Below are 24,813 nucleotides of genomic sequence, written 5' to 3' on the forward strand. Positions count from 1 at the left end.
CACACGATCCTTATATTTGACGGATCTAGGCAATAACCTATATAATTACTGTATATAACTTATAAGAATCCTTCTGTTAAGGGGAGTAGCTATACAATAAAGTCGTCAGTACAGGATTGAATCCTCGGCTTTATTGGCAACTGATTTTAGTTGTTTGCAAGACCTTGCCGATTATTTGGTGAGGTCTTTTAATTTTTAAAAGACGGTATAACCAATAATCGGTTATACCGTCTTTTTTGATTCGAAAAATTGCACAATAGAGGTGAAAAGTATGCAGAACTATAATGAATTAGCTCAAAGCGTTAAGATTTCCGATGATAAAAAGCATATATTGCTTGATGCCGCCCCATCTTTATCACTTATCGGAAAAGGCCGCAGCGCATATGTATTCAAAATACATTCCACCAATAAGGCACTAAAAGTGTTTTTCCCGGATCATACTCATACAGCAAAAGTTGAAGCTGAAATATACAAAACCGTCCAATCCATCGAATACTATCCAACCCTATATGATGCGGGGATAAATTACCTGGTTATAGATCATATTGAAGGCAACACTCTTTTTGAATGTTTAACATTGGGAATCCCGATAACGGAAGAAAACATTGCGGAGATAGACCATGCCCTGCAATTGGCACGGAAAGAAGGGTTGAACCCTTCGGATATCCATTTACGAAACATTTTCATCACTTCCGAAAAAAAGGTGAAGATCATTGATGTTGCAAGGTTTAAGCAAGTGAAATCCTGCAATCAGTGGCACGACTTGAAAAGTGCTTTTCACCTTTTCTATTCGAAGTCATTTTTTCCGAAGAAGATCCCGAGTTTCATACTGAATTCCATTGCAGCGATTTATAAAAAGAGATTTCTGCCCATCTGATCAATGCTTAAAAAATCACATTGGAGGCACATATGAAAAAAATAATGACCATTGCTCTACTGTCCATCCTTACATTAAGCGGATGCTCAGCTTTAGAAGAAGTCAATTCATCATTGGAATATGCAGATAATGCGACGGAGTATGTAAATACCGTTAAGGATTTCGCCAATGAGGTGCCTGCATTGTCACAGGATGCCGTCACGAATGAAGAAGCAAGAGCAAATCTTGAAAAAGAACTGGAATTGATGAAAACGGAGATTGAAGAATTCAATGCAACGGAACCACCCCAAATCGCTGAAGGCATCCATGAAAAGATCGTCAGCTCGAATCAACAGCTTTCAGATGGAATTGAATTATATCTGAATAATATTGAAAATGGTCAATTTGACCCTAAGGCATTGGAAGATTCAGAGATAATGAAATCAATCGATAATATAACAGGATTGGCAAAACAAATTGAAGACTTGGGTAATTAAGCATCCTGCAATGAATAAAATGGAATCGCTTGAAACAAATTATTGACATGAAACCAAAAGGTTTTATATAATCAACAAAGCAAAACCAATTGGTTTCACATTTTCACTTAAAAAGGAGAATCAGTATGGAAAATCAACATACACTACAGGATATCAAGAAGACGGTCATTCTTGAAGCCCCCATCCAACAAGTTTGGGATACAGTTTCGACTGCAGAGGGCATAGCTTCATGGTTCATGCCAAATGATTTTCAACCGAAAGTGGGACATGAATTCCATGTGCAATCACCTTTTGGTCCATCTCCTTGTAAGGTAACGGAGTTAGATGCTCCTCATCGTCTTTCATTCAGTTGGGATACGGACGGTTGGTTCATTTCCTTCATTTTAAAAGAACTGGATGGCAAAACGGAGTTCACCCTTATTCATGGTGGTTGGAAAGAGCCTGAAACGATTCTTCCGAAACCGAATGAAAAAAGCTCAGTGATCCGCGATAGAATGGATCATGGCTGGGAACAGATCGTTCATGCGAAACTTAAAAAGGTTGTTGAGGGCTAAGTGTCCGCAGCAGAAAAGCATGATGTATTTCAGGCTATCGCCGACCCAACCCGCCGAAAGGTCCTGCAATTGCTTGCTGAAGGGGATTTACCCATTTCAGAAATCACTTCTCACTTTTCCATGAGCCGTACAGCGATTGCCAAGCATCTTCATATCCTTTCTGAAGCTGAATTGGTCAGTGGCCGGAAGGTAGGCAGAGAGAAACGCTTTCGGCTTCAGCCTGAACCTTTAGCGGAATTGAAACAGTGGCTTTCTTTTTACGATCAATTCTGGGATAACAAATTATCCATCCTTAAACATGTGATTGAAAATTCAGGGGAAAATGGATTGAAAGTCATCGATAAAGAAAAGGACACGGATGAACCATCTTAATGAAGAAAACCCCCGGCGCATTGCACCGGGGGTTTTTTTCATTAGTTTATGCATCCATCTCCACATTGTGTTCTTTCCGCTTCCTGATGACCATCGTTAGCAATAGCAGTAGATTGAAAACAATGATGCATCCAGTAAGGAAAACTATACTCGTTGTCAATGCATCCGCTCCAAGGCTCGTGCTCATCGCCTGACGGAAGCCCATGACAGAGTATGTCATTGGTATGAACGGGTGAACATGACTGAAGAAGTTATTGGTCAGTTCCACAGGGAACATTCCTCCGCTTGCACCTAACTGTAATACAAGGAATATCATCGCTAATAAACGACCCGGATTTCCAAATCCTACGGTCAAGAAGGTGACGATGAACATGAAGGTAAGGGAAGTCAGTATGGAAACCCCAATGAATTGCCCCATGTTCTCGACCTGTAAATCCATTCCCCAAATCATGATTGCATCCAACACTAATGCCGAAAGCGTCGCTTGGATAAACAGGACCGTAAATTTACTGAACCACCATGCCACTCCTGAAGTAGGCCTTGTAGAAGGCAAGCCTGTCGGGAATCCCATATTGAAGGCAATAGCTCCTACAAATAAGCCAAGAGACAATACATAAGGAGCCAGTGCATGACCATAATTCGGCACGTCACTGCTTTTTTGTTCTTTAACCTGTGTCGGTTCGGCAATCATGCTGTAATTATCATCGGTTGTTTTATTTTCACTTATTTCTTCTGCTCCATCACCGAGTTTTTCCGAAAGTTCGACCGTTCCATCTTTAAGTGAGGATATTCCATCACCCAATTTTCCGGAACCTTCAGCAAGTGCCGAGGAACCTTCATTGATCTTACCTGCCCCATCGGCAAGCTGGATGACTCCATTGCTTAAAGTAGGCAGATTGCTTGCCAATTGTTCAGTGCCTTTAACAAGTGCTGATGAGCCATCGTTCAAGGCAGCTGAGTTGGCATCCAGTTCATTGGCCCCACTCGCAAGTTTGCTTGCCCCTTCGCCAACTTGGCTAACACCGAACGCATACTTCTCAAGACCATTCCCAAAGGAGGTTGAACCTGCTTGAAGTTGTGAAACTCCATCAACCAACTGACCAGATCCTTCAGTTAGTTTTGATAGGCCATTATTCAACGAGGAACCGCCTTGTGCTAACTGGTTGATCCCCTTCACTAATTCTGGAGTCCGTTCATTTAAACTTTGTGTTGCCGCCGTTAATTGATTGCTGCCTTCAACAGCCTCATTCAAGCCGCCATCTAATTGGGTTGCACCAGGAATCAATTGTTCTTCAAGTGCGTTCCTAATTGCCGTATAGCCGTTTAACGCTGAAACGGCGTTTGGATTGACTTTATTCACCGCATTATTTAAATTGGCCACTTGTTCTGGAAGCTGGCCTAATCCATTCAATACAGGCATTACTTTATCCTTTAATTGCGTTGATAAGTCGGATACACTTGCAGCAAGAGTCGATGCGATTTGTTTTTGTGCTTCCGCTTGGTTTTGAAGTTCATTTTGAATGGCTCCGATCAATTCGGATTGTTGTTCGCCGGTCATGCTTTTGAATGCTTCCGTGCTTTGAACGGCATTGATCGTGCTCTGACCATTATTCGCAATGGTTGATTGTAGTTCCGTTAAGGCCGCTTGACTGTTATTGAGGTCTTCAGTAATGCCAGATACGGTACCGGACGCGCTGCTCCCTGCAGGAACAGCTTCTTGCAATTGATTCACACCGCTTTGAATGCTTGTCAGTCCTTGCTTAAGCTGACTCAGCTGTTCTTCTGCAGGCAATTGGCCATCCATTTTTTTCAGGCCGTCATTTAACGCCTGGCTTCCTACTGCAAGTTTATTGATTCCCTCATTTAAACTTTGCTGACCTGCTGCCAATTTTGGAATTCCTGTCGATTCGTCTGTCAGCTGGCTTGCATTTTGTGATAATTGATTCAATCCATCATTTAAATTCGCACTGCCTGTTTGCGCTTGTGCCAATCCCGTATTTAAAGTTTGGGCCCCTGGAACCACTTTGGCGATCCCAGTGGAAAGTTGGGATGAACCTTGTAAAAGTGCTTCACTATTATTAGTTAATTCCCCTGTGCCTGATGCAAGTTCGTCCGCACCCTTTTGCAACTGACCGACACCGGAAGTATATTGTGAAATTCCCTTATTTAATTCCGACGCGCCACTTTCAAGCTTGTTGGCTCCTTCCAAAAACTCGCCGACGCCAATTTGAAGTTTATTCGCCCCATCTTTAAAAGTTAATGTGCTTGAAGCCAATTTTTTCAGATTTTCCGTCACTTCTTTGTTTCCATCATGCAGTTTTTTAGCGCCGTCATCCAGTTTTGATGCCCCATCTGCTGCATCATTGAATCCATCTCCGATTTTATCAAGCTGGGAGAAAATCGCTTCCGCATATTCTTTTGTGACACTTTCGGCAATTTCCGTTTTCAAATTATTCGTTGCCTGTTTTCCGACCGTTTCTGAAACGAAACTGCGTCCAGGATTCACGTCATACGTCAAATTCATTTTTTTTGGCTTATCATCCATGACGGTTGCAGCATTTTTCGAAAAGTCCTCCGGAATGGTAACGACCATATAATATGTACCATCATCGAACCCTTTTTTCGCCGCTTTTTCCGTTACGAAATGCCATTCCAAATCATCATTGTCCTTTAATTGCTCGATTAGCTCATTTCCGACTGTTAAGGTTTTTCCCTCATATTCCGCCTTCACATCCTTATTCACGACTGCAACAGGCAATTTGCCTGTATTTCCGTATGGATTCCAAGCGGAACTAAGAAATAGCCCCCCATAAATAATCGGTACGAACAGTAAAACGATTGCGACACCGACCAGTTTTCGATTTGTAAGGAAAAGCTTCCATTCTTGTTTAAGCATGTTCACTTCTTTTCACCTTTCTTTTCACGCAGTACATCACTCAATGACGTTGAATTCCAATTAAGAGTCGGTATGTCCGTGGTCCCAAAGCTTTCTTTCAGCAAATCTGCCACTGTTTGGCTGGAAAAGAACTCTATCAAAAGTTGATCCGCCTGGGAAAACATCCGACGAAGGACGTCCATCCCCTTCTCTGCATAATCTCCATCTTTAAATGCTTTTTCTATAAGCCCCGTATCCGGAAACATCGAAATCGGGCCTTCCATCGCCTCGATAATTTCAAGGTTTTTAATCTTATCTACACTTTTGGCAAGAGTAAGGCCGCCGTTATTACCAGGAACGGAAGTGATTATCTGCTTAACGACCAGTTTCCTTATGATTTTTTTCAAATAAGAAGGAGACACCTCCAATCGTCTGCTGATCTCATTGGACGAAAGCGGTACATTTTTATCCTGGGTGGAGAGGATAACAATGATGCATATAGCTTGCTCGACCCCTTTTGTTAATTGCAAATCAGTTCACCTCTTTCAGTATGTATGTGGATGTTTGATATCCATAATGGATATTCAGTATCTATAATTAAAACCCGTTTCATCTTAGAAATCAAGTTAATTCTAGAAAAAATTCTAAAAAAAGGTGAACCCCTTATGACAGCTTAATAAGGGGTTCACCTTTCAAGGTTTTTTATAGGTCATTTAGAAATTCATTTACCGCTTCTGGAGTTTTAGCATTTGCACTGTGCAGATGTGCAACCTTTTCCCCATTCTTAAATACTAATAGTGATGGAATTCCCATTACCGTTTGCTCGTCAGAAATCTCAGGGAACTCGTCACGATCGATTGTAAACCACTGTTTGTCTTGATGTTCCTGAGTGATTTCATCGATGAACATGTCTAAACGTTTGCAGTCTGGACACCATGTAGTCGTAAAAATCCCGACCGTCAGTCCCTCTTGATTGATTTGTTCACGGTATTCTTGTTCAGTATTGATATTTTTCATGATCTTCTCCTCCGGGCTTTCTTATCATCATACTTTAATCCATGAATTAATGTACTCAAGGATTAATATATAATTAATTCCTTTACAGCACAAACGGTTCATCCTGGATCCATCAAACTCTTGTTCATCTTTAATTAAGTTACTTCATTTATTAATCAGTAATAAGATTAAATGGTGGTTTGGAGATACACCAACGGCAGGCAGTCCTGCTTCTGCGTTAGCTTTCATGATTGAATCGGTCGAATGAATTGTATTACCAAGATATCATTCCACTTTTTTCAATTCCATAAATCCTTTGCCATCCATTGAAATATCCAATTGCTGATTTATGACTATCGAAAGCGGAAAGATTTCCGACTCTTTATTCGAAAAAATCCACCGCCGTTTCCTTGGACCTAAAAGTAAAAACGAACCTGCTTCATGTTCCCCCATGAAATTCAATCCATCTTCACTTATTTCTTCACCATTCCTTACAGGTACACCATTACTGATCAACTGGTTTCCGAAAGCTCTGACTTCATCTGTCGTAATGTTGATTTCACTGATGCACAGGACGTTTTGAGCTGAAAAATACTTAGCCTCGGATTTGGGTGATACGGAATATCTCGATATGAACTCGACAATGTTGCCTGAAGGGTCTGTAAAATAAAAAGCATGTGCATCAGAATAGCTGAAATAAACTTCGTCATAATCATCTTCTCTAGTCAATTCCACTTTTGACTTGGCCCATGCTTTTGCCGAAGTAAATAAATTGGTCGGTATGTTCATGGCAAAATGATAAAAAGGCTTTTCTATGTGGTGATATTTTTTGATCTCAAGCACACTTTCCCCTGCCTTCACTTCAAATACATTATCAGTTTGTGATAGTAACTCAAATCCTAACACATCAACATAAAAATTCCTCATTTCATCCCATGCATGACTATACAAAGTGACCTTATTGATAATCAACGTTCAATCCCCCTTCCACCTAACAAATATTGTAAAGTAATCCTGCATTTGTGCAAACATTCCGTACTTTTCAAAACATATATTCTTTGACGCTGCCCATTTTTACTACAAATCGCCAACAGTTAGCGACAAGCCAACTCAAAAAAGGACCACCAAATTCGGTGGTCCCTCGTTTCAGCTCCATTGAGTCATTATTCCATCTTTAAAGGTTCATTCTTTAATTTTCAGCCCCAGCATGGTTGCAAAAACTATTGCTTGGTCCGGGGAAACTTCGCATCCATTTAAATCTTCCAGGGAAACGGTAAGCCTTTGGAATGTGGAACTGCTAATATCAATTCCTTTGAGCGGTGTCCGGGAAAAGTTCACTTCATTTAATCTGCATGTTTCGAACTTCACTTTGATGAATTTACACTCATAATAATCAGCACTTTCCAATGAGCAATGATCGAACTTCACTTGCTTTAAACTGGAATAACCAAAGGCACTTAAATTCAAGTTGCAATTCTCAAAGTAGACATTGCCTAAACTTGCATCAGACAGGTTAATGCCTAATAGTTTGGACTCTTTGAATTCCACCCGATGAATCGAGCCGCCCATGAAATCAGCATTCGTCAAATCGCAATGATCGAAAATGACATCCGTCAGCTCGATATTCCTGAAAGATACATCGCTGAATGTCACATTTTTAAAAACTACCTGTGATAATACGATTTTGTCCATCTTTTCTCTATCGATCGTACAATTGGTTATAAAACATGAATCCAGATAAGGCTCATCTTGATAATATATTTCCTGAAAGTTCGCTTGAGTTAAGTCCTGAGGGATCTTTGGCTGTTCAATTCTGATTTTGCCTGACATCTTATCACCTTTTCACTTTATTTCTTCAATCACTGGATAACTTTTTTCCAACTGCATCACACTTCTTTACCGGAAACGGTAGTTTATTTTTTATAGGTCTAAAACCGATAAGGGTCCACCTCCGGTAATATACTAACCGTAAGCTATATTTCAGTGAAGTTCAATCTAAGAATTTCGCGAAAATGACTATTATTTTTCGTTATTTTGTGGCATTTTCCATCAACATTTTGCAAAAATCGAGTAGGAGGAGGCGCCTAGCCTCCGACCTCTCACACCACCGTACGTACCGTTCGGTATACGGCGGTTCAGTTTAAGTCTGACGTAGTTTTGTATATCGTTCATATAGATTTACTAACCCTTGGTGGAGCCAATAAACATTATTAAGGATTTTGTCTAGAATAGGACTATGCGCTATGCGCCAATAACCCTTTCTGCTATTTCCCCATTCATATGCTTTTCCAAGTGGGACGCCTAATCCTTTGAGTTTCCTCACCCTCGTTCTTGGTAATTTCCATTGTTTCCATAGGCACATCCTGAGTCTTCTTCGAATCCATGAATCTAAATTCTTCAATACGTTCGGAGTATCAATGAGGGCGAAATACCCCATCCAACCTCTAAGGTATTGCTTTAACTTATTTATTCGGAGTTTCATGGGTATCGGTGATTTCCTCGAGGTCATTTCCCTGATTCGTTTCTTTACTCTCTTCACCGTTTGTTTAGCCAGTAGAACCTTCGGGTTCTTTGACTTCGTGAAACTAAAACCGAGAAACGTTCTGTTCCAAGGGCGATCATACTTCGACTTCTCGTAGTTGACCTTTAGCTTCAGATTATTTTCAATGAAGTTTGAGATATTTCCCATTGCACGTTTAGCGGCTTTTCGTGTCTTCACAAAGATAGTACTGTCATCCGCATACCTTACGAATCGAAGATTACGTTTCTCTAGTTCTTTATCTAAATCGTCTAACATGATATTAGATAATATAGGACTTAACGGACCTCCTTGCGGAGTTCCCTCCTCACTTTTATGAAAAAGTCCGCCTATCATAATGCCTGCTTGAAGGAATTTACGAATCAGTTTGAGAACTCGTTTATCTTCAATTTTCCGCTCTAACATTCCCATGAGCTTGTCATGATTCACTTTATCGAAGAACTTCTCCAAGTCCATATCCACTACCCATGTATAACCTTCGGTTATATAGGACTTTGCCTTTCGAACCGCCTGGTGCCCTTGTTTGTTAGGGCGAAACCCATAGCTATTCTCCGAAAAGGTTGAGTCATATATCTTGGTCAATATTTGGGCAATGGCTTGTTGAATGAAACGGTCTAGAACGGTTGGAATACCCAATAGCCGAACTCCGCCGTTTGGTTTCGGGATTTCGATACGACGGACGGGCTGCGGTTGATAGGTACCCTGTAAAAGGGCAGTTTTCATGTTGTACCATTCGGTTGCGAGGTGCGGTCTCAGGTTTTGAACCGGCATTCCATCTACACCATGGCTTCCCTTATTTCTTTCTACACGCTTCAATGCCTGTATTAAGTTTTCCCTCTCTAGTATCTGTTCCATTAACATCGTTGATATCCTTTCTACGTGGATAAATGGTCTATTTGTGCCTTTATCTGCTCCGCCCTTTTGAAGTTCCCCGTGTATTCACCACTTCTTCCCTCAAATAAGTTCCGTTAGGAATTGTTTGCTTCTTCGCAGATAACGAACGCCCAGTATTCATCCTCCTTAATCTGTTCGGTCCTTCCTTATCTTCTCGAGTAGACAAGTACTATGACCTCTGCTGACTTCTGATGATTCAGCTGTCCATCACTGGACAGGTTACCAAGTGTACTTGGCTGTCATCAGACCTCCCCGGGTAAGAGTGCAATCTTTCCCTCCATCTATCTGCTTCATTTACTCTGTACCACCTTCGGCAGTAAGGACTTTGTTTTGTTTCGCAAACTCATCCAATGATACCTAGCCTAATATGAAGTTCGTGTTCCTCAGACCGGAGGTTTGCCGCTTGCTTCCTTCAGATTCCACGTCGCCGTGGACACCCTTGCATTAAGCTAACCACTACTACTGCCTTCATGGTTCGGGACTTTCACCCTATAGATTGCACCCATGCCGGGCGCACGAAAAAGCTGCCACATCGGCAGCCTTGTAACATTAAATTTTAGTATGTAATCCTGTTGGCATCCGGAAATAATATAGCGCTGCACCTATTATGGCTATCACTCCGCATATTAGAAAATATACTTGAAAGATATTTCCTCCAACAGTCGGGGAATTGGATACAAAACCAGTTGAAAGCAGAAAAAGGACACCCAATCTCAACAAGAAAAGAGCCATTTTTTTAATATTACTTTTGAATAGGATATATCCCGTAAGTATGATTAAGTACGATGCGGCAAGGACCATAAGAAATGGAAATAACGGTTTGAATTTCGCGGCATACACGAAATGATCGAAATTCGAAATATCATCTGCATCCATCGCCTGACCATCATCTACTTGTGTGAAATGCGCGGAGTACTTCCATTCCCAAGGTCTATCCATAATTTCGCTGCCCTCATACCAGGTACAGAACGTAAAAACAATAAGGAAAAGTGCAGCGATAATCATTTGCAATAAATTGTTAAAAGTCAATATCATCTCCTCCAGCTGCCATTATACCAATAAATGGTTTGTGTTTAAATATGCCGGTTAAAGCAATATGTAAACAAACACTGTTTCCTGAATAATATAATCTAACCACTTTTAAGGGGCGTTTGAGATATGATCACTCATGGAGAGGACCTCCTTATTTCAGGAGCATGGTTACTTGGCATCGGCACACTTGTAGGTGCAATCGGGCAAACCCGGCAAACTTTAACGGGCACTAACCTCGGAAAAGATCTGGTCCTTAAAGGGAATGGCATTGAAGCCGTTGGAAATTCGCTGCAGGCAATCGGCCGTTCAAAAATGATGAACCCGGAAAATGAAAGTGTAGAAACCTATTTCATATTCGGTGCTTGGCTTGAGGCTATTGGCAATACGGCAAATGCAGTTGGAATAGATATGCAGTTGAGTGGTTCAGTGGAGGAGGGCACCAGAACGGATGCAATCGGCAGTGGAATCCAGGGCCTAGGTGCCGCTTTTGAAGCATTCGGGGCATCACTGACGGAGGAATCCCTTTCACGCTCTTTTGAGATCAAGGGAAATGGCCTCATTGCAGCCGGTTCTTTTTTGGAATCGATCGGAAATATTTTCATTTTAAATGAAAAACAACGAATGGGAGAACAAATTCTTTTACTAGGCAGCTGGACCCAAGTTTTCGGTGCATTTATATTGATCGATGCCTTTTCACTTGGCCCAGAACCCGAACAGCCCAAGAAAAGTAAAGATGGACATAACGGCCAATATAGCTATGCCAACTATTATATATGATGATTAAGGGGCCATCCAAGACCAATGGTCCTCTTTAAATTTGAAACATACAGAAGAAATATGACCGCTTTTGGCAGGTTTACTTGTGAGTTTACGCCTTTTACTCGTGAATTTCGTCGGTTTACTCGTGAATTTTCGCCGTTTACTCGTGAGTTTCGGCGTTTTACTTGTGAATTTCGTCGGTTTACTCGTGAATTTGGCCCGTTTACTCGTGAATTTCGGCATTTTACTCGTAAATGGGCGTTACTCATGAGTTTGGTTCTTTTAAGCACTTCAAATCCGAGTGGACAGAAAGGATTTATTTTGCTATTATAGTTACCGAGGGTAACAATTACTAAGGGTAACTATATATTATGTATAAGGGGTGTTTCTGATAGAGATTTATCAAAAGTTCTTTCAGCAATTTTTACTGCTGTACCGCCCGTTTGAAAATAATCTTAATATCCAGCTTGGTAAGCATGATTTACACAGGGCGCAATGGTCCATTTTACATTTCTTATTCAATTATGATTCGGCAACACTTGTAGAGCTTGCCAATTATCAAAGTGTGGAAAAACCCACGATTACGAGGACCATTGCCCGCTTGGAAGAGCTGGGGTATGTCGAGCATGTGCCCAGCAAAGATAAACGCGAGAAAAGAATGCGGCTTACGGAGCTTGGCAAAAAGATCTACAGCGAAGTCCGTGTGACAATCGATCGATACGAGCAGGATATCTTGAAAGGGATCACTGAGGAGGAACAACTTGCAGCCATACGTATCATGGGCGAAATAAGAAATAACATTATAAAGTAGGGAGATAATAACATGGATCAATCCAGAACCAGACTGTGGACGAAGGACTTTGTCATCGTTTCGTCCATCAATTTTTTCATAACATTAATCTTTTATTTACTGATGGTGACGCTTGCCATCTATGCTGTTAATGAATTGGATGCTTCTACAAGCGAAGCCGGACTCATATCGGGAATTTTTATTATCGGGACGTTAATCGGACGTCTGTTCATTGGCCGTTTCATTGATTCAATCGGCCGCAAGAAAACATTATTCATAGGTTTGATCTTTTTCACTTTGACAACACTTCTATATTTTGTCGACCTTGGAATTGGCTTCCTGCTTGTTAACCGCCTGATCCATGGGATGGCGATGGGGATGGCGAGTACTGCGACGGGAACGATCGTCGCCCAGATCATCCCGGCAACTCGAAAGGGAGAAGGCATCGGCTATTACAGCATGAGCGCGACACTTGCGACGGCAATCGGTCCTTTCATCGGTCTGTATATGGCTCAACATACAAGCTTCCAAGTGATTTTCAGTTTCTGCCTGGCATTAGGGGTGATCAGCTTGATTACTGCATTCTTCCTATATGTCCCGGCATTGAAAGTGACGGCAAAAGCTACGGAAAGCAAAGGATTCAAGCTTTCCAATTTCATTGAACCTAAGGCGCTGCCCATTTCAATCATTACTCTGTTATTGGCATTCTGTTATTCCAGCGTCCTTTCGTTCATCAGTTTCTATGCCATTGAAATCAATCTGGTCAATACAGCAAGCTTCTTCTTTGTCGTTTACGCAGTAGCTGTATTGTTATCACGTCCTTTCTCAGGACCGTTGATGGACCGGAAAGGCTCTAACTTCATTATGTATCCGGCGTTCATGCTTTTCGGGATCGGCTTGCTGCTTTTAAGTATCACAACCAATAGTTTCACTTTACTGGCTGCCGGTTTCCTCATCGGCCTTGGATTCGGTAATATGCAATCAAGCTCGCAGGCGATTGCCGTTAAACTGACACCGCCTCACCGAATGGGGATGGCAACGTCCACCTTCTTCATCATGCTTGATGCAGGACTTGGATTCGGCCCTTATATTCTGGGATTCATCATTCCGGTAACAGGTTATAGCACACTTTATGTCATCCTGGGCGTTTTGGTCATCGCAACCTCCGTCCTTTACTACTTCTTGCACGGCAAGAAGGAACGTGCAGCCAGAACGAACTTGGCTTCCATATAAATAAAAAGGGATATCCCATTGGGGGGATATCCCTTTTTGCTTTTTGAAACAGCTTCCATTTTATTTTATTTCCAAGTCATCGATAATAAGTCCAAAACCTTTGCTGTTCTTTTTATTTATGACTGTTTCACCTTTATATAAAGTCTTTCCAGTCTTTATATCTGCAATCAGAAGTTTGGCAGGCTTGTATGTTAAAACGTCTTGATCCACTTCGTTGCCTAATAGGAAGTACACACGCCCGTTTTTAAAGGCAGCGGTATATTGTTCTTCCTTATTAGCAGCCATATCAAGCTCCGTATCATTCGTTAACGTTTGACTGTTGAGGTCAAATGTTTTAATGCGATATTTTCCTGATTTCATTTCAACTGCATAAAGGTTTTTCCCGTCTGCATATCCTGATCTAGCCATGTCCAGGCTAAGCGATTCTTTTTTTACCGTTTCTAATTTTTCCGTTTCATAATTATAAGATAGCAACTTGCTTTCCTTTAGTTTTTCCTCAAATGGACCATCCTCATGATTTACCCCTTTAATTACCGAAATTAAAACCATGTTGTTTGGCTGGGATGGAGCAAGATCAATTGGCATCTCAAAATCAACTTGATTAGGGTAAGTAAAGGATTCAGATACAAGGGTTTTATCGCTCAAGACTTTTTTATTGGCTACATCGATCGTATATAGATGAACCTCTTTCGTTTGCTTCTCACTGTTGGAATTCACATCATTCATCGTTAAAACCTGTAGTTTTGAATGGACCAACTGCACATCCCTGACATCAGCATTCATGATTCTGTCTTGATTCGGAAGTTCAATTTGGAATGAAGTTTCCTCTTCGTCCTTCTTCTCCAGTAAACCGATATCAAACTTTGCTTCCATTTTCCCGTTATTCGTAAAATCGCTATTCACCCAAGCGTAAGCGAGAAAATCATCGTCTTCATATAAAGAACTAATGGAATCCTTGCCACGCATAAACGAACGATGTTCTTTTACTAATCTTTCAATTTTCTGATCTTGTCTTCCAGTTAAGTTCTCCAAGTAAGACCTTTCACTGGCATATGTGGTTGTATTGGATTCAATTGTTAAAGGTTCATAAAATTGACCATTATCAAGCGAAGCATTTATGATTACCGGATCAAGCTCTTTATCACTGCCTTCCAGTGTCTTGAACGTATACTTTGGAAGGCTGGAGGCGGAGGAAGCTACTTTGACATAATAGGTCCCGATGCTTAAGATGACAACCATTCCAATAATGATGCTGCATAAATAACGTTTCACCTTGTTCACTCTCCTTTAATAGTTGTTATACGGTAACGCGATTTTTCAATAACCAAGAACCAAGCCAAACCGATAATCCTGTCACGATGATTCCTAATGCGAGCAGCAGGCTAAATAATTCATTAGGATAGAAATAGAAATTCCCGATTTCCATTAAAACTGGAGCTAAAAACAACACAGCAGCGAGTCCGCAATATACCAAGCCCAAAATGATTCCTTTTATGCGGAAACTTCTTTCAAACATGATCGCCGTGAATAATATCGACATGATCATAAGACCAATGCCATAGGAAAGCAGGAATTGCGTGAACGTGCTGGGGATGATCAATGACAAAACTGGATTGGCTTTCGAGATAGTAGAAATTGACATTTCATTCAAGAGCGCTTCCGGCACATTTGAATTAAACAGGGCATTTTCCATAGGTAAAATGATGATTTGGAAAGCAATCAACCCTAATACCATCAGGAAGATGGCTGTTGCTTTTGAAAGGTAGATGGATAATCTGGATGTTGGTAACATCAATAGACGATAAATGAATGTATTCTTTCCAAACCAATCACGATACCAAATAAGGAAAATGTAAAAAATAAGGGCAACCGCACTCAGCGCTATCGGTCCTGCAAACAAAAGGGTATCTGCGATATGATTAAAATTAATGCCTCCATAATTGGTAATATAAGCGGCTTCCGATAGTTTTTCAGTTGAAATGATCTTCCTTGCATCATTAACAAGACTCCTCGTTACGAAGATCACTCCTGCAAATTGCGAAACCAAGGTGATCAACAATAAGCTAAGATAGATTTTACTGAAACGGTTGATTTCAAAGTTCACTAGTTTTATATATCGCATCATGATTGATACACCTCTCTCATTACATCGACTACCGATTTTCCTTCCTCTTCCCGCATTTCTTCTGTATTGAACTCTCTAAGCACTGTACCGTTATCCAATAAAATGACCTTATCGATCAAATGTTCAATATCACCGATTTCATGGGTCGTGATGATGACTCCCCTATCTTCAATAAGGTGGCTCGCAAAGACATCGGCAATTTGCTCGCGGCTAAACATATCGATTCCCGAGAATGGTTCGTCCATCAGTACATAATCGACGTCAAGGGACAGACCAAGCATCAGGTTGAGCTTAGCTGTGTTCCCTTTTGACAGTTCCGAAATGCGACTCTCCTCTTTAAGCTTGAAAAACCCCATCAGTTGGTTCGCTCTTTCCGGATTCCAGGACGTATAGAAATCCGACATGAAAACCATGGCCTGTTTAATGGTCATTTGCGGAAGCATGGTCGGTGCGTCCGGAATGAAGGTGATTTTTTCATAACTGTCCTTAGTCATCTTTTGTTCATCGATCAGGATTTCACCTTTATATGGCGTCAATCCCATGATCGCTTTGAGTGTAGTCGTTTTACCGACACCATTTATCCCGATCAGGCAAGTGACTTCCCCTTTATTGGCTGTAAATGAAACACTATCCAAGATCTTTTTCCGGCCATAATTCTTGGAGATCTTTTTTACTTCTATCATTTTTCTTCCTCCTCCCTTTTTTCTTCCGAGTATTTTTCTTTAACCACACGAAGCAATTCATCGACTGGTACATCAATCGGACGAATCGCGTCGACAAACGTATCGACGGCTGCCAAAATCAATTCCTGCCTCACAGCCAGTAAAATCGTTTCATTCGTCGTGATTTGACTGGGGAAATTTCGTTCAGTATGAATCAAACCCTGTTCCTCCATTTCTTTATACGCTTTTTGAGCGGTATTAGGATTTATGTTCAGTGTAGCCGCCAGTTCTCTTCGGGAGGGAATTTCCTGTCCAGCCACGAATTTTCCTATGGCTATTTGTTCTTTAAAATGCCTAACGACTTGCAGATATACCGGTTCCCGGGTATTTACGTTCATTAAAACCACCCCCTATTTATTTAAAAAAAGTCTGATATGCATAGATTCTTACGTGTATGTACTAAGTGGTTCATACACCTTATAGATGTACTATACCCGTAATACACTTAAACTGTCAATAATGAATTTCAACAAAATGAAAACCCCGAATGCGCAGTGCAGTCGGGGTTTTATAAAGGAGATGCTAATAGCTCATTCAAATAGATGATGAAGCAGCCGATCTTTATCTTCAAAAAATTGTTTCATTAACAGATAGTGATTGGACTCCTCTAAAGTCACCTCACTTATTCCTTCATCCGAAATTTGAAGGATTTTAGCATCCGGGTAGGCCATGATGATCGGTGAATGGGTGGAAATGATGAATTGGGATCCTTGTTGAACAAGTTCATTTATCCTGGCCAGCATCGATATTTGTCTCAATGGTGACAAAGCAGCTTCAGGCTCATCGAGGATATACAATCCATTGCCTTGAAATCGTTCTACAAAAGCTGAAAAAAACGATTCCCCATGAGATTGCTGGTGAAGTGATTTTCCACCGAAGGAATCGATGATTTTCGAACCGAACGATGCCTCCCTGTCCAATTCCTCTATATTCGTAGCTAAATTATAGAAGGTCTCCGCCCTAAAGAAAAAATGATCCCTCGGTTTGTACACGCCTTTTTTCAAACGGAGATATTCGTCCAAATTGGAATGGGAATCATAATTGGAAAAATTGAAATTCAACGTTCCGCCTTCCGGATTGAAGCCATACGCAATCGCAATGCCTTCAAGCAAGGTGGACTTTCCCATTCCATTTTCCCCGATAACATAGGTAACACTGGGATGAAAAACCATCTCTTGAAGGTGCTTGATAACCGGCAGGTCAAGGGGGAAATGGTCATATGAGGATATTCGGTCTCTATTTAGGTAGATGCCCCTGATGTATTGTGAATCATAATCTAGTTTCATTTGTAATCACCTTCTGTAGAATATATTTAGAGCGTTGAAATGTCCTTCTTACATTCCACTGCAAACCATGACGTCATTGATTAGCCAAAATTGATAGATTGATAATGTTTGATTCTAAATGACAGCCCACTTTGGATGCAATTCAAATAAACTTCCTGTATTACCTCCCGATTCCTTTATCAGGGCAGCCAATTCCTTATCCACATACCGTTGATGTGAATATTCATTGTCCCATAATGAAGCGACCAGGTATCTCCCGGATTTCCCTTTTCCGATTGCACCAGACAGCATGCCCGATGTCATCCCTTTGTTCCATATGTCCCTTTGCACCTGCTCAAATCCGGCTTGTTTATCATTTTCAACAGAACAGTCAGCCACTCGAAGTAATTTTCCCTTGCCAAAAAAATCCTTAATGTCAGTAGTTCCTATATTGAATATTTTCCCGTAGATATCGACAGAAATATTTGTATATGTACTACCTTGGTCACTTTTGGCGAATATTTCATCATGCTGATGCTGCATGAAACTTTGATAAGAATGAAGATCTTTCCAAACGGAGAGAATGCCGGCTTCATAGGGTTCATTTGCATTCCACCCTCCGATTTGTCCCATGAAACCAGCACAATGGCGCAATTCCCCCCATCCCTCTTGTGCTTTTGAGAATGAACGCTTGTTTTCCTCATTCACTTGGCATTTAATCCACTTCATTAACATGATTATCCCCCTCATTCAAGGACGCCGCCCAATGTTTCGCTTTTTCGTCACTCTCTTTTATGAAATCATTTTTCCCATTTACATATCCGTTGATATCATCTGGGAATTCCGCTGCCAAGCGCTGCTTCAGCCTGCTGTACTTTTGTGCTTCATCAGGGTGTGCCAGCAAATAATCCCGAAAAGTGAGGTGTCTGGCTATTTCGTCATGTCCTTTTTGAAACATGTGAATATGGTGAGTCCTCTCATCCCCGCCTTTACAGAAAAACCGCCGTCCAGCGATTCCGTTTTCCCCCCTGGCATCATACCCTTTTTCTTCCATCTCTTTATTGAAATCAGCGACACATTCCACATCTTTTACCACTGCCAAAATATCTATTACTGGCTTGGCATGGATGGCCGGAATGGCCGTACTGCCAATATGGTATAACTTTATCAATTCAGGCCCGAAAATATCCTGTAATTTTTGGCATTCATCATGAAATAGCTTGGACCATTCTGTCCTATATGGTACGACTTCGACCTTTCTCATGAAAGCCTCCTTGATAGGAATTGGCATTTACATCCCTTTTTTATTTCCTTATTTTAACATCAATGTGCCTGTATCACAAAAAAAGCAGCCGGGATAATAAACCCAGTTGCTTTTTAGGTAACGCTTACATTTCATTTGTTTTACTTCGCTTTTTGGATGGGAGTCACAGTTGGATCTTTCAAAATAGTTGGTTTCATGCCTCTTCGCTGCGGAATCCCTCTTTCTTCTTGTTTCTTTGCAACCCACATCGTCAGCATGGGTGTTAGAATTGCTGTCACCAATACACTCGTCGCGATGATTGCTGTTGCCGATTCTGCTACAGGAGCAAATTGCGGGTTTAATTCGGCAATAATGAAAGGCACTGCAACTGCGGCCCCAGCTGTTGAGGATGCTGCGACCCCGGCAACACCATCCGAGCCTGTAACGTAGCGGTCCAGTAGATATAAGACACCCCCGGAAAGGAAGACGACGGCAACCCCCATTAAAATGCCCATGAATCCGGATTTTATGATCATGCCAAAATCCAGCCCGAAACCTAGAGCTAGTGCGAAGAACGGGATAAGGACCGGTACGGCCTGTCCAAAGAATTCCCGGCATTCTTTATCGATATTACCTACAATCATACCGACTGCAAATGGAATCAAAGTGGAGACGATCGTTTGCCATGGAAACGTTGCAAGGCCCCCAACACCGAGGATGATCATCGTGAAGAACGGTCCGCTTTCAATACTGATGAACGGGAATGCAGCAGCATCTTCCGTTCTGCCCAATTTTGTCATGAGTGCGGTATAAAGACCGCCATTCGTTTCATTAAAAGCTGCTATCAGCACTAAGACCGAAAGACCGGAAAAGAGACCAGTTTGAATCCCGTTCTCTGGAAGCAGCAAAGCTGCCCCATATCCTAATAATGCCGCAAATACAACTTTACCGATAAGCAATGTGAATCCTTTTCTTGCGATATACCCGGATTGCTTAACATCTATCGTAGCCCCGACACAAAAGAAAAAAACGGCTAATATCGATGCGGTACCTGTTAGCATCGCACCTGTGAATCCGCCAAAGAAGGTTGCTGTGTCAGGAAAAACAGTATGTATCAAAGCACCTATGAACAAAGGGACAACCATCATGCCACCAGGGATTTTTTCTATTCCGGCTTTTATTCTCATCACAATCTCTCCACTTCATTATCAAATTTATGATTATTTGTAATTGGAAGTCTAGTTGTGGAGTTAACTGGCTGCTGTTATCGATCATTCAACGTTTAAAAGTTTGTTCTGACTTTCAATAAAGTCCTGTAATTGTTTCCGGCTGGGCATACCATCCATATCACCAGGAGACATGACTTGCAGGGCGCCAATCGCATTACCCCGAGTAACGGTTTCCATCGTGGATATACCTTCAAGCAAGCCGCTGATCACCCCGACGGCAAAACCATCGCCGGCCCCTACTGTATCAATGACTTTTTCGGGTACAAATCCTTTAATATACCCTTCTTCATTCGCACTTTTGTAATAGGCTCCCTCTGCTCCAAGCTTGATGACGATCATTTTAACTCCTTTGTTCAAATAAAATCCGGCCACCTCCTCAGGTGTTTGGAGTCCTGTTAAAACTTCCGCTTCAGACATGCCTGGAAGAAAGAAATCACAAATGTAAGCAAGCTGATTTATGCAATCCACCATTTTTTGTTTGTCCGGCCATAGGTTAGGCCGTAAATTCGGGTCAAAAGAGACGGTTTTTCCTTGATTCTTCATAAATTTCATGGCAGCAACCGTAAATTCATGGCAGCTTTCAGATAGTGCGGATGGGATACCTGTTGCATGCAGATGTTTAGCTTGCTGAAAATATTCTTCTGAGAAGTCGTCAATTTCCAGAGTGGAAGCTGCTGAATTTTTCCTGAAATATTCCACTTCCGGGTCTCCGTCTAGCACTTTAGACTTGATTAGCATTCCTGTCGGGTGATCACTTGTAAAACGGATACCTGTCGTGTCGACTTTTTCTTTATTCAATTCTCCGATGATGAACTTACCGAAACTGTCGTTGCCAAGTTTCGTCATATAAGCAACATTTAAATCAAGACGTGCCAATCCGCAGGCTACGTTTGATTCTGCCCCCGCAATCGCTCGGGAAAAGGATTTAGCCTCATGTAAAGGCTCTACTTCATTTGCATAAAACATGGTCATCGGTTCCCCAAAGGTGATCACATCTAAATCTTTCATTCATAATTCCCCCTGAAAAAGGTGTATTTCGGTTTAGTAAACCTTAATTACAAGAAAGCGCTTTCTTTTTAATAAAGTCAGATTACCATATAAACCAGTTTTTAACAATACTAATCTTTAGATTTTTATTTTGCATAAAAACATAGTTTCAATCTCTTATTTCATGCAGATCAACCTACTAAAATTTTCTATTATCATTGACTATTTGGAAAATATTATATATATTTTTAATATTGATAGCGCTAACATTTTGAAAATTCATGATAAACCGTTTTACTAAATAGGAGGTTATTTATATGCATATGGAAAAACGTTATTCCATTCATCCGTCACAAGCCAAACACTTTGATACAAGTGAAATCCGCAAAAACTTTTTAGTGGAAAATTTATTTCTCGATGATGACGTTTCTTTATGCTATTCCCTTGATGACAGAATCATCATAGGAGGAATCAAACCTGTTTCTAAAGAGGTTAAGCTTGAGGGCCATGATTTCATAAAAGCTGATTATTTTCTTCAGCGAAGAGAATTAGGGGTATTCAATATAGGTGGATCAGGGAAAATCTCAGTTGATGGAGAAGTATATACCCTTCAAAATCGGGATTGTCTATATATAGGATTAGGCTGTAAAGAGCTGATATTCACTAGTGATTCAGACTCCGAGCCCTCCAAATTTTATTTAGCCTCTGCTCCAGCACATAAAAATTACCCCGTTCAACACGTAGCATTCAAGGAAGTGCAAGGTGATGAAATGGGGTCACAGGAAACGGCAAATAAGCGGACGATTCGCAGAATGATTCATGAAAATGGGATCCAAAGCTGCCAACTGTGTATGGGAATGACTGAATTGGCTCCAGGAAATGTCTGGAACTCCATGCCTCCTCATGTTCATGACCGCAGAGTGGAAGTTTATATGTATTTTGACTTGGCAGAAGATGCGATTTTGTTCCACATGATGGGCGAACCCGATGAAACAAGGCATATTGTCATGAAAAATGAACAAGCTGTCATTTCACCTCCTTGGTCCATACATTGTGGTTCCGCTACAAGCAACTACACATTTATTTGGGCAATGGCTGGAGAGAATTATACATATGAGGATATGGATGCCTTTCCTATTTCAGATATGAAGTAACAGGCTATGAGTGGTTTACTAATCCATATGGGGATGGAGGAAACAAGATGAGTTTACTGGATTTTTCAATGGACTTTTTCAGTTTAAAAGGGAAAGTTGCCATCGTAACAGGAGGAAATACTGGATTGGGCCAAGGATATGCGGTTGCATTAGCAAAAGCGGGTGCAGATGTTTTTATCGTTGCCCATGGTGATAATTGGCAGGAAACAAAGGATTTAATCGAAACGACCGGCCAAAAAGCAGTCTTTTATCAAGCCGAACTTACGAATAAGGAAAGCCTTAAAGGTGTTGTAAAAGGCTGTCTTGATGCATACGGGAAAATCGATATCCTTGTTAATAACGCAGGAACGATTCGTCGTGCTCCTTTATTGGAATATAAAGACGAAGATTGGAATGCAGTAATGGACATTAACCTTAATTCCTTGTATTTTCTTAGTCAGCTCGTTGCCAAAGAAATGGTTGAACAAGGCAGCGGAAAAATCATAAATATCGCTTCGATGCTCACATTCCAAGGAGGCAAGTTCGTTCCCGCATATACTGCGAGTAAACATGGCGTTGCCGGGCTGACTAAAGCCTTCGCTAATGAATTGGCGTCTAAAAACATTCAAATTAACGCGATTGCCCCAGGTTATATTGAAACGGCCAATACTGCCGCGCTTCGTGCAGATGAGTCAAGAAACAAAGACATTCTCTCAAGGATCCCGGCTGAAAAATGGGGAACGCCCTTTGATGTGATGGGAACCGTCGTTTTTCTCGCAAGCAAGGCCTCTGATTATATGAATGGCCATATCCTCGCTGTTGATGGAGGCTGGCTCGTTCGTTAATCCGGTGATTAAGAATTGTAAATTAATAGTTTAAGGTTAACACCCTTAGCCAAAGTGCTTAGGGTGTTTCTTACATCCAATGTTTAACAAAATCATCTAACTGGCGTTGGAATCGTAATGCTCCTTTGTTATGATGAAGGTATCCCGTTCTATTTCAAGAAATAATATCCTTTAGGAGAACATCATGAAAAAAAAGAAAACTACCATATCAGATGTTGCTGAGAAGGCCGGTGTTTCCAAAAGTACGGTTTCTCAATATATTAACCAACGTTTTCGCTATATGAGCGCTGAAACAAAAGACAGAATCGAGCAAGTCATCCAAGAACTTGATTTTCGGCCCAATGATAATGCCAGGAATTTAAAAGTGAAAAAAACAAAAGTCATAGGCATACTCGTAGCAAATATTTTACATACTCTATCCACCGAAATCATTCGTACCGTAGAAGAACAGCTTCAGCAGCATGGCATGAAGGTATTCATATGTGACTCTGCCGATGATCCGGAGAAAGAAAAGGAATACCTTGATTTGCTGGTATCTACTCAAGTAGATGGAATCATAATCTTTCCGGTAGGAAATGATTTTAAAGTCTATAATTACTTGATCGATCATTCAATTCCTATGGTATTCGTTGATCGATTAGTTGATGGAGTTACATCTGATTCCGTCCTATTGGACAATCATGCTGCCATCTTTTTAGCTGTTTCCATGCTGGCTGAAAAAGGCCACGAAAATATTGCGTTTTTAACCCTGCCGATCGATATCCCGATCACACCGAGGTTGGAGAGAATCGAAGGATTTAAAAAAGCGATGGCATCTCATAAATTGGAAGTCAGGGAAGATGATATTCATTCTTTACCCAGAAACCAAATTCAAGAAAAATTGGCCCAGATATTCGATGCAGAAAAACCTCCAACAGCCATAGTGGCAGGAAATGATTTAGTGTTACGTGAAATCCTTAGCTATTTGAAAAAGCAAAAAATCTCGATTCCCGGAGAAGTGGCCATTGTCAGCATTGATGATGTCGCTTATACGGAGTTTTATGAACCATCCATCACAACAATTGGACAACCCATACAGCAAATGGGAATTAAAACAGCAGAGTTATTATTGAACCGGATAACTAATTTGGATCAGACCCCGTACATTACTTACCGGTTTGCCCCCGAACTTATTGTACGAAATTCATGCTAATGCTCATACAAAAACGGCAGTTTAAATTCACTGCCGTTATCATTTCCCTTCAGAACAGCTAACCGTTGGAATTTCATTTTCTTTCAGGTAATTTACCGAAACACGGCTAAAACTCACACCTTGGAAGTCACCCACCATTTGCTGATTCTATGACATTTAATATAAATGGTGCTTTCGCTTTCGTGTATCCCACTATATCTGCAGGATGCTTTTGAGCTAAGGATAATTTTAATTCCTGATATTGTCTTCGTACGTCAGGATGGCTTATTAGATAGTCCCTGAATGAAAGTTGATTCTTCCATTGTTCACTTCCGTATTTATAGATATGCAAATGGTGTGTTCCCGCTCTCCATTGACCTTTTCTAAAAAAACGCCTTTCGGGAAACTCCTTATGCAGGACAAATTCATACCCAATCGATTTCAAGGGTTCAATGAACTTGTCAGCTTCATCTAAATGATGGACGCCAGCCATGATGTCCAAAATCGGTTTTGCTCCCAAGCCTTTGACGGACGTACTTCCAATATGCTCAACCCAAAGTGAATAGTTCTTTAATGCCTCCATTATCCTCGCTTTTTCGTGTTGAAATTCCCTGACCCAATCAGGATTATAATCCTCGATCTTCACTGTTTTTTCCATATAATCACTCAACCTTCCATTAAATGGTATTGTCAGCC

Annotated in this window: 28 protein-coding genes; 11 read left to right on the top strand and 17 right to left on the bottom strand. The window is 41.0% G+C overall.

The window, feature by feature from the left end:
- Positions 1 to 271: 271 nt before the first annotated feature.
- The 4 genes from QNH43_RS24035 to QNH43_RS24050 all read left to right on the top strand — a co-directional run bounded on the left by QNH43_RS24035 (position 272) and on the right by QNH43_RS24050 (position 2,279).
- Entirely contained in the window at positions 272 to 877 is a 606-nt protein-coding gene (locus QNH43_RS24035; protein WP_283916003.1) for a protein kinase family protein, read from the top strand.
- A gap of 32 nt (positions 878 to 909) precedes the next feature.
- Positions 910 to 1,353 (top strand): DUF6376 family protein, encoded by a 444-nt coding sequence (locus tag QNH43_RS24040; protein WP_283916004.1) that lies wholly within the window; start codon positions 910 to 912, stop codon positions 1,351 to 1,353.
- A gap of 125 nt (positions 1,354 to 1,478) precedes the next feature.
- Complete coding sequence (locus tag QNH43_RS24045; RefSeq protein WP_076370182.1) at positions 1,479 to 1,907, top strand: SRPBCC family protein; 429 nt, start codon at positions 1,479 to 1,481, stop codon at positions 1,905 to 1,907.
- A complete protein-coding gene (locus tag QNH43_RS24050) occupies positions 1,908 to 2,279 on the top strand; it encodes an ArsR/SmtB family transcription factor (RefSeq protein ID WP_061465208.1) in 372 nt (123 codons plus the stop codon).
- Positions 2,280 to 2,325: 46 nt separating this feature from the next.
- On the opposite strand, the gene QNH43_RS24055 is transcribed toward QNH43_RS24050, so the two are convergent.
- The 7 genes from QNH43_RS24055 to QNH43_RS24085 form a co-directional block, all read right to left on the bottom strand.
- On the bottom strand, positions 2,326 to 5,175 hold the full coding sequence (locus tag QNH43_RS24055; RefSeq protein WP_283918442.1) for a YhgE/Pip domain-containing protein: 2,850 nt from the start codon (positions 5,173 to 5,175) through the stop codon (positions 2,326 to 2,328).
- A gap of 2 nt (positions 5,176 to 5,177) precedes the next feature.
- Positions 5,178 to 5,684: an RrF2 family transcriptional regulator gene (locus tag QNH43_RS24060; RefSeq protein WP_283916005.1), complete on the bottom strand. Its 507-nt coding sequence runs from the start codon at positions 5,682 to 5,684 to the stop codon at positions 5,178 to 5,180.
- 172 nt (positions 5,685 to 5,856) lie between these two features.
- Positions 5,857 to 6,171: a thioredoxin family protein gene (locus QNH43_RS24065; protein ID WP_076370176.1), complete on the bottom strand. Its 315-nt coding sequence runs from the start codon at positions 6,169 to 6,171 to the stop codon at positions 5,857 to 5,859.
- Between the two features lie 264 nt (positions 6,172 to 6,435).
- Positions 6,436 to 7,122, bottom strand: coding sequence for a VOC family protein (locus QNH43_RS24070; RefSeq protein WP_283916006.1), 687 nt, complete (start codon positions 7,120 to 7,122; stop codon positions 6,436 to 6,438).
- A 210-nt stretch (positions 7,123 to 7,332) separates the two neighbouring features.
- Positions 7,333 to 7,980, bottom strand: coding sequence for a pentapeptide repeat-containing protein (locus tag QNH43_RS24075; RefSeq protein ID WP_283916007.1), 648 nt, complete (start codon positions 7,978 to 7,980; stop codon positions 7,333 to 7,335).
- A 310-nt stretch (positions 7,981 to 8,290) separates the two neighbouring features.
- Positions 8,291 to 9,550, bottom strand: coding sequence for a group II intron reverse transcriptase/maturase (ltrA, locus tag QNH43_RS24080; RefSeq protein ID WP_283914588.1), 1,260 nt, complete (start codon positions 9,548 to 9,550; stop codon positions 8,291 to 8,293).
- A gap of 582 nt (positions 9,551 to 10,132) precedes the next feature.
- Entirely contained in the window at positions 10,133 to 10,612 is a 480-nt protein-coding gene (locus QNH43_RS24085; protein WP_283916008.1) for a DUF4306 domain-containing protein, read from the bottom strand.
- A 129-nt stretch (positions 10,613 to 10,741) separates the two neighbouring features.
- Here QNH43_RS24085 and QNH43_RS24090 point away from each other — a divergent pair, with 129 nt between their 5' ends.
- The 4 genes from QNH43_RS24090 to QNH43_RS24105 all read left to right on the top strand — a co-directional run bounded on the left by QNH43_RS24090 (position 10,742) and on the right by QNH43_RS24105 (position 13,397).
- Positions 10,742 to 11,392, top strand: a complete 651-nt coding sequence (locus tag QNH43_RS24090; RefSeq protein ID WP_283916009.1) for a DUF6944 family repetitive protein — start codon at positions 10,742 to 10,744, stop codon at positions 11,390 to 11,392.
- Between the two features lie 85 nt (positions 11,393 to 11,477).
- Positions 11,478 to 11,645, top strand: a complete 168-nt coding sequence (locus tag QNH43_RS24095; protein ID WP_283916010.1) for a hypothetical protein — start codon at positions 11,478 to 11,480, stop codon at positions 11,643 to 11,645.
- Positions 11,646 to 11,756: 111 nt separating this feature from the next.
- The gene (locus QNH43_RS24100) at positions 11,757 to 12,185 is read left to right on the top strand and encodes a MarR family winged helix-turn-helix transcriptional regulator (RefSeq protein WP_311316565.1); all 429 of its coding nucleotides are present in this window, start codon (positions 11,757 to 11,759) and stop codon (positions 12,183 to 12,185) included.
- A gap of 12 nt (positions 12,186 to 12,197) precedes the next feature.
- A complete protein-coding gene (locus QNH43_RS24105) occupies positions 12,198 to 13,397 on the top strand; it encodes an MFS transporter (RefSeq protein WP_283916011.1) in 1,200 nt (399 codons plus the stop codon).
- Between the two features lie 60 nt (positions 13,398 to 13,457).
- On the opposite strand, the gene QNH43_RS24110 is transcribed toward QNH43_RS24105, so the two are convergent.
- The 9 genes from QNH43_RS24110 to QNH43_RS24150 form a co-directional block, all read right to left on the bottom strand.
- Positions 13,458 to 14,669, bottom strand: a complete 1,212-nt coding sequence (locus QNH43_RS24110) for a hypothetical protein (RefSeq protein WP_283916012.1) — start codon at positions 14,667 to 14,669, stop codon at positions 13,458 to 13,460.
- A gap of 25 nt (positions 14,670 to 14,694) precedes the next feature.
- On the bottom strand, positions 14,695 to 15,522 hold the full coding sequence (locus QNH43_RS24115; protein ID WP_283916013.1) for a hypothetical protein: 828 nt from the start codon (positions 15,520 to 15,522) through the stop codon (positions 14,695 to 14,697).
- Entirely contained in the window at positions 15,519 to 16,205 is a 687-nt protein-coding gene (locus QNH43_RS24120) for an ABC transporter ATP-binding protein (RefSeq protein WP_283916014.1), read from the bottom strand. Before QNH43_RS24120 ends, QNH43_RS24115 begins: the two co-directional genes overlap by 4 nt.
- Positions 16,202 to 16,582: a GntR family transcriptional regulator gene (locus QNH43_RS24125; RefSeq protein WP_283916015.1), complete on the bottom strand. Its 381-nt coding sequence runs from the start codon at positions 16,580 to 16,582 to the stop codon at positions 16,202 to 16,204. The genes QNH43_RS24120 and QNH43_RS24125 overlap by 4 nt, the downstream gene beginning before the upstream one ends.
- 192 nt (positions 16,583 to 16,774) lie before the next feature.
- Positions 16,775 to 17,530: an AAA family ATPase gene (locus tag QNH43_RS24130; RefSeq protein WP_283916016.1), complete on the bottom strand. Its 756-nt coding sequence runs from the start codon at positions 17,528 to 17,530 to the stop codon at positions 16,775 to 16,777.
- A gap of 114 nt (positions 17,531 to 17,644) precedes the next feature.
- Positions 17,645 to 18,244: a YdbC family protein gene (locus QNH43_RS24135; protein ID WP_283916017.1), complete on the bottom strand. Its 600-nt coding sequence runs from the start codon at positions 18,242 to 18,244 to the stop codon at positions 17,645 to 17,647.
- Positions 18,225 to 18,773 carry a GrpB family protein gene (locus tag QNH43_RS24140; RefSeq protein ID WP_283916018.1) on the bottom strand — a complete coding sequence of 183 codons (549 nt, stop codon included), beginning with the start codon at positions 18,771 to 18,773 and terminating at the stop codon, positions 18,225 to 18,227. The genes QNH43_RS24135 and QNH43_RS24140 overlap by 20 nt, the downstream gene beginning before the upstream one ends.
- Positions 18,774 to 18,913: 140 nt before the next feature.
- Positions 18,914 to 19,939: a 2-keto-3-deoxygluconate permease gene (locus QNH43_RS24145; RefSeq protein WP_283916019.1), complete on the bottom strand. Its 1,026-nt coding sequence runs from the start codon at positions 19,937 to 19,939 to the stop codon at positions 18,914 to 18,916.
- A gap of 84 nt (positions 19,940 to 20,023) precedes the next feature.
- Positions 20,024 to 20,989: a sugar kinase gene (locus tag QNH43_RS24150; protein ID WP_283916020.1), complete on the bottom strand. Its 966-nt coding sequence runs from the start codon at positions 20,987 to 20,989 to the stop codon at positions 20,024 to 20,026.
- Positions 20,990 to 21,291: 302 nt separating this feature from the next.
- On the opposite strand from QNH43_RS24150, the gene kduI reads away from it, so the two are divergent.
- The 3 genes from kduI to QNH43_RS24165 all read left to right on the top strand — a co-directional run bounded on the left by kduI (position 21,292) and on the right by QNH43_RS24165 (position 24,138).
- Entirely contained in the window at positions 21,292 to 22,122 is an 831-nt protein-coding gene (kduI, locus tag QNH43_RS24155) for a 5-dehydro-4-deoxy-D-glucuronate isomerase (RefSeq protein ID WP_076370622.1), read from the top strand.
- Between the two features lie 47 nt (positions 22,123 to 22,169).
- On the top strand, positions 22,170 to 22,946 hold the full coding sequence (gene kduD / locus QNH43_RS24160) for a 2-dehydro-3-deoxy-D-gluconate 5-dehydrogenase KduD (protein ID WP_214746150.1): 777 nt from the start codon (positions 22,170 to 22,172) through the stop codon (positions 22,944 to 22,946).
- Between the two features lie 184 nt (positions 22,947 to 23,130).
- The gene (locus QNH43_RS24165; protein ID WP_076370142.1) at positions 23,131 to 24,138 is read left to right on the top strand and encodes a LacI family DNA-binding transcriptional regulator; all 1,008 of its coding nucleotides are present in this window, start codon (positions 23,131 to 23,133) and stop codon (positions 24,136 to 24,138) included.
- A 127-nt stretch (positions 24,139 to 24,265) separates the two neighbouring features.
- On the opposite strand, the gene QNH43_RS24170 is transcribed toward QNH43_RS24165, so the two are convergent.
- Complete coding sequence (locus QNH43_RS24170; RefSeq protein WP_283916021.1) at positions 24,266 to 24,775, bottom strand: GrpB family protein; 510 nt, start codon at positions 24,773 to 24,775, stop codon at positions 24,266 to 24,268.
- Positions 24,776 to 24,813: the final 38 nt, after the last annotated feature.

Source organism: Peribacillus simplex, assembly GCF_030123325.1.
GTDB classification, from domain to species: domain Bacteria; phylum Bacillota; class Bacilli; order Bacillales; family DSM-1321; genus Peribacillus; species Peribacillus simplex_D.